The sequence below is a fragment of the Microbacterium sp. genome, from assembly GCF_035687345.1.
GTDB lineage: Bacteria > Actinomycetota > Actinomycetes > Actinomycetales > Microbacteriaceae > Microbacterium.
The window spans coordinates 19,679-27,607 of sequence record NZ_DASRXZ010000092.1 but is presented as its reverse complement, the minus strand read 5'-3'; the positions used below and the strand labels follow the sequence as shown (position 1 = coordinate 27,607).

Below are 7,929 nucleotides of genomic sequence, written 5' to 3'. Positions count from 1 at the left end.
GAGATCGCAAGTGCGCCGACGGCGGTGAGCGCCACCGCAGCCGAAATGCGCTTCATTCTCACTGTTCCTCCTGTGCAGGGTTGAGCGCACACGCGTAGGCGGGGCCATGCGGGGGCGCTGGATGGGAAAACCATAAGCACGCCAGGTGAGATGGTCAAAACAATCCTCGAAAACGTTACAGAGCCTTAACTCGGGCCCTTCGCAGTGTGGCAATCTGACAAGGTGAGCCCGCCAGAACCTCCCGACGTTGTGAGGGAAACCACTGTCGGAGACCCGCTTTCGCGGTACGAGCGGGCTCGTCTCACGTGGGAGATCTGGCTCGTCCTCGCTGTCACGGTGGGACGCTCCGCGCTGTACTCCGTGCTCGCTCTGATCCGCACCGCGATCGATGCCCTCACCGCCGGAGAAGGCCTCGGCGACCGTGCGACACAGCTGAATCCGACCCGAGACGCGGCGGCATTCTGGGACCTCCTGTACCAGCTGCTCGACGTCTTCTTCTCGCTCGCCGTCGTGGCGCTCGTCGTCTACCTGCTGTGGGAGCCGGGCGGCAACGCGCTGCGGCGCATCGGTCTCGACTTCCGCCGGTTCGGGGGCGACGTCGCCCGCGGGCTCCTGCTCGCCGCCGTGGTCGGCGTGCCCGGCATCGTCCTCTATATCGTCGGGCGTGCGCTCAACATCACGCTCCAGGTGAGCGCATCGCCTCTCGACGCCGCGTGGTACACCGTCCCGGTGCTCATCCTCGCCGCCGTGCGCGCCGGCCTCGTCGAGGAGGTCATCTTCAACGGCTACCTCTTCGACCGGCTCCGCCGGCTCGGGTGGTCGTGGTGGCCGATCATCCTCACCTCGGCCGCGATCCGCGGCGCATATCACGCGTACCAGGGGCCGGGCGCGGTCGTGGGCAACTTCGCGATGGGCGTCCTCTTCGGCTGGTGCTACCGCCGCTGGGGCCGCGTCATGCCGCTGGTGATCGCGCATGCGCTCATCGACACGGTCGCGTTCGTCGGCTACCCCATCGCGGCGGCGATGTGGCCGGACGTCTTCGGCCCCCTGCCGACCCCGACTCCGAGTCCTACCCCGACGCCCGCGGCCTGAGGCCGGGCGCGCGCCGCGTCAGGCGAACGCCTCGATCGGCGGGCACGCGCACACGAGGTTGCGGTCGCCCCACGCCTGGTCGATGCGACGCACGGGCGGCCAGTATTTGTTCCGCACGAGCGACGGCACGGGGAAGACGGCCTGCTCGCGCGAGTACGGGTGCGTCCATTCGTCCGCCGCGATCGACGCCGCCGTGTGCGGCGCGTTCACGAGGGGGTTGTCGTCCTTCGGCCACTCCCCCGCCGCGACCGCGAGCGCCTCGTTCCGGATCGCGATCATCGCCTCGACGAACCGCTCGAGCTCGCCGAGGTCCTCCGACTCGGTCGGCTCGACCATGAGCGTGCCCGCGACGGGGAAAGACATCGTCGGCGCATGGAACCCGTAGTCGATGAGGCGCTTGGCGACGTCGTCGACCGTGATGCCGGTCTGCTCCTTGAGCGGTCGCAGGTCGAGGATGCACTCATGCGCGACGAGTCCGTTGTCGCCCGTGTACAGCACCGGGAAATGCTCGCGCAGCCGGGCCGCGAGGTAGTTCGCGGAGAGCACGGCGGCGGCCGTGGCATCCGTGAGTCCTTCCGTCCCCATCATGCGGACGTACGCCCACGAGATCGGGAGGATCCCCGCCGAGCCGTGCGGAGCCGCCGAGACGGGACCGCCCTGGAAGACCCCGCCCGCGTGGTCCTTCCGCTGCGAGAACGGATGCCCCGGCAGGAAGGGCGCGAGGTGCGCCTTGGCTGCGACCGGGCCGACGCCCGGGCCCCCGCCGCCGTGCGGGATCGCGAACGTCTTGTGGAGGTTGAGGTGCGACACGTCGCCGCCGAGGTCTCCGAAGCGGGAGTAGCCCAGCAGCGCGTTGAGGTTCGCGCCGTCGACGTAGACCTGCCCGCCCGCCTCGTGCACGGCGCTCGTTATCTCGAGCACGTCGTGCTCGTACACGCCGTGCGTCGACGGGTAGGTGATCATGAGGGCCGCGAGCTCGTCGCGGTGCTGGTCGACCTTCGCGCGGAGGTCGTCGAGGTCGACGTTGCCCTGGTCGTCGCACGCGACGACCACGACGCGCAGGCCCGCGAGCACCGCGGAGGCCGCGTTCGTGCCGTGCGCCGACGACGGGATGAGGCACACGCGCCGCTCGGACTCGCCGTTCGCGTCGTGGTAGCCGCGGATCGCGAGAAGTCCGGCGAGCTCGCCCTGCGATCCTGCGTTCGGCTGCAGCGACACGGCGTCGTAGCCCGTGACCTCGGCGAGCCACGTCTCGAGCTGCTCGATCATCGCGAGGTAGCCGCGCACGTCCGCCTCGGGGGCGAACGGATGCACGCGCGAGAACTCCGGCCACGAGATCGCGGCCATCTCGGTCGCGGCGTTGAGCTTCATCGTGCACGAACCGAGCGGGATCATGCCGCGGTCGAGTGCGTAGTCGCGGTCGGACAGCGTCTTGAGGTACCGCATCATCGCGGTCTCGCTGCGATGGGCGTGGAACACCGGATGCGTGAGATATTCGTCCTCACGGTGGAGCACCTCGGGCACGACGGCGAGCGGCACCGCGTCCTCGAACGGCACCGCGCGCTCGCCCTCCTCGCCGGCGCCGTCGAACTCGGCGTCGGGCAGCCCGAACGCCCACGCGACGGCGGCGAGGTCGTCGGCCGTCGTGGTCTCGTCGACCGAGACGCCGACGGTCGCGTCATCCGCCCAGAACAGCTGGTAGCCGCGCGAGCGCGCACGGTCGATGACCCGCTTCGAGGGTCCGGGAGTCACGACGCGGATCGTGTCGAAGAACGAGTCCGACACGAGCGACAGGCCGTACTCGCGCAGGCGTCCGGCGAGCGCCTCGGCCTTCTTCGCGACGTCGGTCGCGATCTCGCGGAGCCCCTCGGGGCCGTGGTACACGGCGTACATCGACGCCATGACCGCCAGCAGCCCCTGCGAGGTGCAGATGTTCGAGGTCGCCTTCTCGCGACGGATGTGCTGTTCGCGGGTCTGCAGGGCGAGGCGGTAAGCCGGATGCCCCGCCGCGTCCTGCGACACCCCGACCAGTCGCCCGGGGAGCTGTCGCTCGAGGCCCTGCCGCACCGCCATGTAGCCCGCGTGGGGTCCGCCGAAGCCGAGCGGCACGCCGAACCGCTGCGTCGTGCCGACGGCGACGTCGGCGCCGAGCGAGCCCGGTGAGCGAAGGAGCGTGAGTGCGAGGAGGTCGGCTGCGACGATCGCGAGACCGCCCGAGACGTGCACCGCGTCGATGACGCCCGACGGGTCCCACACGCGCCCTGACGCGCCCGGGTACTGCACGAACACGCCGAACGGATCGACCTGCTCACGGTCGACCTCGACGGGGATCGTTCCGCCGTGGGCGAAGTCGACCTCGACGAGCGTGACGCCGACCGCGCCGGCGCGCGTGCGCAGGAGCGCCTTCGTCTGGGGCAGCGCATCGGCGTCGACGGCGAACACGTTCGAGGACGACTTCGACGCGCGGCGCGCGAGGAGCATGCCCTCGACGACGGCCGTCGACTCGTCGAGCATGGACGCGTTCGCGGTGTCGAGCCCGGTGAGGTCGGACACCATCGTCTGGAAGTTGATGAGCGCCTCGAGCCGCCCCTGCGAGATCTCGGGCTGGTACGGCGTGTACGCCGTGTACCACGACGGGTTCTCGAGCACGTTCCGCGCGATCACCGAGGGCGTGAACGTGTCGTAGAAGCCCAGTCCGATCATCGGCCGGGCGACGCGGTTCATCGACGCGAGTGCGCGCAGCTCCGCGAGCGCCTCGGCCTCGGTCGCGGCGCGCGGGATGTCGCTCGTCGCGCGCGGCGTGGAGTGGATGGACGCGGGGACCGCGGCGCGCACGAGGTCGTCGACGCTGTCGTAGCCGAGCGCGTCGAGCATCGTGCGCTGGGCCGCGGCATCCGTTCCGATGTGGCGGTCCGCGAAGCGGCGCTGTGCGGACGTCACTTGTCGCCCTCGGTCAGCGCGACGTAGGCGGCACGGTCGAGCAGTCCGTCGAGGGCGGCCGCGTCGACGCGCAGCTTGACGAGCCAGCCGTCGCCGAACGGGTCGGCGTTGACGATCGACGGGTCGCCGACCACGGCGTCGTTGACCTCGACGATCTCACCCGACACCGGCGCGTACAGCTCGCCGACCGACTTCGTCGACTCGATCTCGCCGCACACGTCTCCGGCGGTGACGGACGACCCGGCGGCGGGGAGGTCGACGTAGACGACGTCGCCCAGCTTGTCGGCGGCGTAGTCGGTGATGCCGATGGTCACGACGACCGCGCCGGTCGTCGCCTGCCCCGAGCCCGTCGAAGGGTCGCCGTCGACGGCGATCCACTCGTGCTCCGCGGTGTATTTGAGGTTGTCGAGATCGGTCATTTCTTCCTCCGGTAGAAGGGCAGGGCGGTGACGGTCGCCGGGATGCGGTTTCCGCGCACGTCGATGAAGAGGGTCGTGTCGGGGGCGCTGAAGTGGGGCGAGACGAAGGCCATGGCGATCGGATGCCCCAGGGTCGGGCTCAGCGCGCCGCTCGTGATCTCGCCGACGCGGTTGCCATCGGCGTCGAGCACGGCGTAGCCCGCGCGGCCGGCGCGGCGCCCCTCGGCGACGAGCCCGACGAGCACGGGTGCGTCGGTCGCGACGACGGTCTCGATCGCGGTGCGTCCGACGAAGTCCTCTTTGTCGGCGGCGACGGCGCGCGCGAGGCCCACCTGCGAGGGCACCGTCTCGCGCGACAGCTCGTGTCCGTAGAGGGGCATGCCCGCTTCGAGGCGCAGCGTGTCTCGGGCCGCGAGCCCCGCGGGGACGAGCCCGAACGGCTCCCCGGATGCGAGGACCGCGTCCCACAGCGGCCCGACCGCGCTCGCGCGGATGAACAGCTCGAAGCCGTCCTCGCCCGTGTACCCGGTGCGCGCGAGGTGCATCGGCACGGACTCGCCGCCATGCACGAAGTCGGCGTGCGTGCGCCGGTAGTACTTGACGTCGGACAGCGGCGTGTGCCCTCCCACCCGGATCTCGGGCGTCGCTTCGAGGATCGCCTGCGACGCAGGACCCTGCACGGCGATGAGCGCGATGTGGTCGGTGCAGTCGTCGACGACGACGTCGAACTCGGCGGCGCGTTCGGTGAGGGCGGCGACCGCCGCGTCGCGGTTGCCCGCGTTCGCGACGACCATGAACCCGTCCTCGGCGGTGCGGTAGACGATGAGATCGTCGATGATCCCGCCCGACGGCTCGAGCAGGAGCGTGTACTTCGCCTGGTCGGCGGCCAGCGCCGACATGCGGCCCGAGACGGCGAAGTCGAGGAACGCCGCGGCATCCGCGCCCCTCACCTCGATCTCCGCCATGTGCGAGATGTCGAACAGGCCCGCGGCGTTGCGGACGGAGTGGTGCTCGGCGAGGTCGGACGTGTAGCGGACGGGCATGAGCCATCCGCCGAAGTCCGTGAACGACGCGCCGAGCGCCTCATGTCGGGAATGCAACGGGGTCGTGCGCAGCTGGGTCATGAGTTCTCCCGTGGTCGGGCGGGTGGATGCCGGGCGGCATCCGCGGAACTCCCCCTCTGTCTTCGACCTGAGAGCTTCGCCGCCGCCTCGACGAACGGCGTCGAGGGGGGCTTTCTCCTTCGGCGGGTGCGGCTGCACCACTCTCCAGAGCGGCCGGACGGATGCGGTACACGGACCTGAGAGATTGGCGGGGAGGCTTGCTCCTTCGGTGCCCGTCGCCACGCTCGGCGTGGTCGGGGCTCTCCCGCAGTCGTCATGCGGCCTGGTCTTCAGTTGCGGGCCCAGCATATCCGCCCGACTCCCGCCGGGCCAGCGGGGCGCGGGCGGGTCAGGCCGCGCAGGCCCCCGTCGACACGGTGGGGCTGTCTCCGGATGCCTCGGCGAGCGCGGGCGCGAGCTCGACCGGCGTGACCGCGTACCCGAGGCTCTGCCCGACATCGCCGCGCGCGAACACGACGCCCGCGACCTCGCCGTCTTCGGTCAGCAGCGGCCCGCCGGAGTTGCCGGGCTGCACGTCCGCCTGCAGCGAGTAGATCTCGCGAAGAGCCGCCGACTCGCCGTAGATGTCGGGGACGGGGACGGCGCCGACCGACAGCACGTGGGCCCCCGTGCTCGTGAGCGGTCCGCCGTGCGGGTAGCCCTGCACGACGGCGGGTGTGCCGGGGCCGATCGTGTCGACGATCGGCAGGGGCTCGGCCGGAAGGTCTGCGACCGCGATGACGGCGAGGTCGTCGACGGGGTCGAAGTACACGACGCGACCCTCTCGCGCGGTGCCGCCGGGCAGCTCGACGAGTGGCGCCTCGACGCCCGCGAGCACGTGCGCGTTCGTGACGACGAGGTCGTCGGCGGCGACGAATCCGGAGCCGGTCATCGCGACGCCGCACGCCGAGGCGGTTCCGCTGATGCGGGCGACGGATGCCGCTGCCTGCTGCAGTTCGGGATCGTCGAGCGCGAGCGGAGGCGCCGTGGGCTGCGCCTGCGGGCTCAGCAGCTCGCCGAGCGTCGGCAGGCCGTCGGCGAGCACCGCGCCGCGCAGCTGCGCGAGCGCCGCGTCGACGGGCGTCGGCGTGAGCGCGTCGATCATGCGAAGCACGCGCGACGAACCGACGGCCGACGCGACGAGCGGGGTTCCCGTGGCGGTCACCGTCGTGCCGACGAGCAGCAGCACGAGAGCGGTCACGACGACGTTGAGCACGCCGCCGAGCACACGGTCGACTCCGCGCAGCGGGGTGCGCTCGACGCCCTTGCGCACGACCGTGCCGATGCCGGTTCCGATCGCGGCGCCGAGGACCACGAGGAAGATCGCGCTGCTCGCGAGCAGGATGCCTCGCCACGCCCCGCCGGGGAGGAACACGCCCGCGACGGGCACCAGCCAGTACGCCGCGAGAGCGCCGGCGACGAGACCCACGAGTGTGCCGACGGTCGCGAGGAAGCCCCGGCCGACGCCGATGGCGAGAGCCGCGACGAGGGCGAGGACCGCGATCACGTCGACGATGATCATCGGGCCTCCTCTCGGTCGTGCGGCGTCGCCACTGTAGGCGATCCACGTCGGCGGAGGCCGGGAGTTTGACTTCAAGTCACCATGACAATAAGATCGGTTCCAGGAGTTATGGTCATGATGACACGAACTGGCGAGGCATCCGCCGCGTCCGAGACCGGCGCCGGCGCCGACGTCACGCGCGTCGCCGTCTCGACCGTGATCTTCACGATCCGGCGGCTCGAGGGAGCCGATCGCCCCGCCGTCGTGCTGCCCCTCGTGCGGCGCACGCGCGACCCGTACGAGGGCCTTTGGGCGCTGCCCGGCGGATGGCTCGGCCTCTCCGAGAGTCTCGAAGAGGCCGCGTCGCGCACACTCGCCGAGACGACGGGTCTCGCGCCGAGCTACCTCGAGCAGCTCTACGCGTTCGGAGCCGTCGACCGCTCCCCCACACGCGTCGTGTCGATCGTCTACTGGGCGCTCGTGCGGGAGGACGAGACGCGCACGCCGCAGCCCGAAGACCCCGAGAACGTCGCGTGGTTCGACGCCGCATCGCTCCCGCGGCTCGCCTTCGACCACAACCAGATCGTCGACTACGCGCTGTGGCGCCTGCGCAACAAGGTCGGCTACAGCCGCATCGCGCACGGCCTGCTGCCCGACGAGTTCACCCTCGCCGAGCTCCGCGAGGTGTACGAGGTGATCCTCGGCCGCAGGCTCGACCCCGCGAACTTCCGCCGGCAGGTCGAGAACTCGGGGACGCTCATCCCCACCCAGTCGTTCCGCACCGGAAGCCACCGTCCCGCCCGCCTGTACCGCTACGACCGCGACGTCGAGCTCGCCGAACGAGGCCCGCTCGACGCCCGCCACTGAATCGAGA

The 7,929-nt window shown here is 71.1% G+C and carries 6 protein-coding genes and 2 riboswitches; of the genes, 2 read left to right on the top strand and 4 right to left on the bottom strand.

All coding sequences use genetic code 11. The features are described 5' to 3' along the window. Nucleotides 1–249 precede the first annotated feature (249 nt). Nucleotides 250–1,092, top strand: coding sequence for a CPBP family intramembrane glutamic endopeptidase (locus tag VFF97_RS10610; RefSeq protein ID WP_325033467.1), 843 nt, complete (start codon nucleotides 250–252; stop codon nucleotides 1,090–1,092). 18 nt (nucleotides 1,093–1,110) lie between these two features. Here VFF97_RS10610 and gcvP read toward each other — a convergent pair whose 3' ends face one another. The 4 genes from gcvP to VFF97_RS10590 all read right to left on the bottom strand — a co-directional run bounded on the left by gcvP (nucleotide 1,111) and on the right by VFF97_RS10590 (nucleotide 7,076). Continuing rightward, complete coding sequence (gene gcvP, locus VFF97_RS10605; RefSeq protein ID WP_414684250.1) at nucleotides 1,111–3,966, bottom strand: aminomethyl-transferring glycine dehydrogenase; 2,856 nt, start codon at nucleotides 3,964–3,966, stop codon at nucleotides 1,111–1,113. Between the two features lie 62 nt (nucleotides 3,967–4,028). After that, nucleotides 4,029–4,451 (bottom strand): glycine cleavage system protein GcvH, encoded by a 423-nt coding sequence (gene gcvH, locus VFF97_RS10600; protein ID WP_325033465.1) that lies wholly within the window; start codon nucleotides 4,449–4,451, stop codon nucleotides 4,029–4,031. Continuing rightward, the gene (gcvT, locus tag VFF97_RS10595) at nucleotides 4,448–5,575 is read right to left on the bottom strand and encodes a glycine cleavage system aminomethyltransferase GcvT (RefSeq protein WP_325033464.1); all 1,128 of its coding nucleotides are present in this window, start codon (nucleotides 5,573–5,575) and stop codon (nucleotides 4,448–4,450) included. The genes gcvH and gcvT overlap by 4 nt, the downstream gene beginning before the upstream one ends. A 49-nt stretch (nucleotides 5,576–5,624) precedes the next feature. Continuing rightward, a riboswitch (glycine riboswitch) is annotated at nucleotides 5,625–5,728 on the bottom strand. A gap of 1 nt (nucleotide 5,729) precedes the next feature. Next, nucleotides 5,730–5,832, bottom strand: a riboswitch (glycine riboswitch). A 71-nt stretch (nucleotides 5,833–5,903) separates the two neighbouring features. Continuing rightward, a complete protein-coding gene (locus VFF97_RS10590; RefSeq protein WP_325033463.1) occupies nucleotides 5,904–7,076 on the bottom strand; it encodes a MarP family serine protease in 1,173 nt (390 codons plus the stop codon). A gap of 117 nt (nucleotides 7,077–7,193) precedes the next feature. Between VFF97_RS10590 and VFF97_RS10585 the strand changes: the two genes are divergently transcribed. Then, nucleotides 7,194–7,922, top strand: a complete 729-nt coding sequence (locus tag VFF97_RS10585) for an NUDIX hydrolase (RefSeq protein ID WP_325033471.1) — start codon at nucleotides 7,194–7,196, stop codon at nucleotides 7,920–7,922. Nucleotides 7,923–7,929 lie beyond the last annotated feature (7 nt).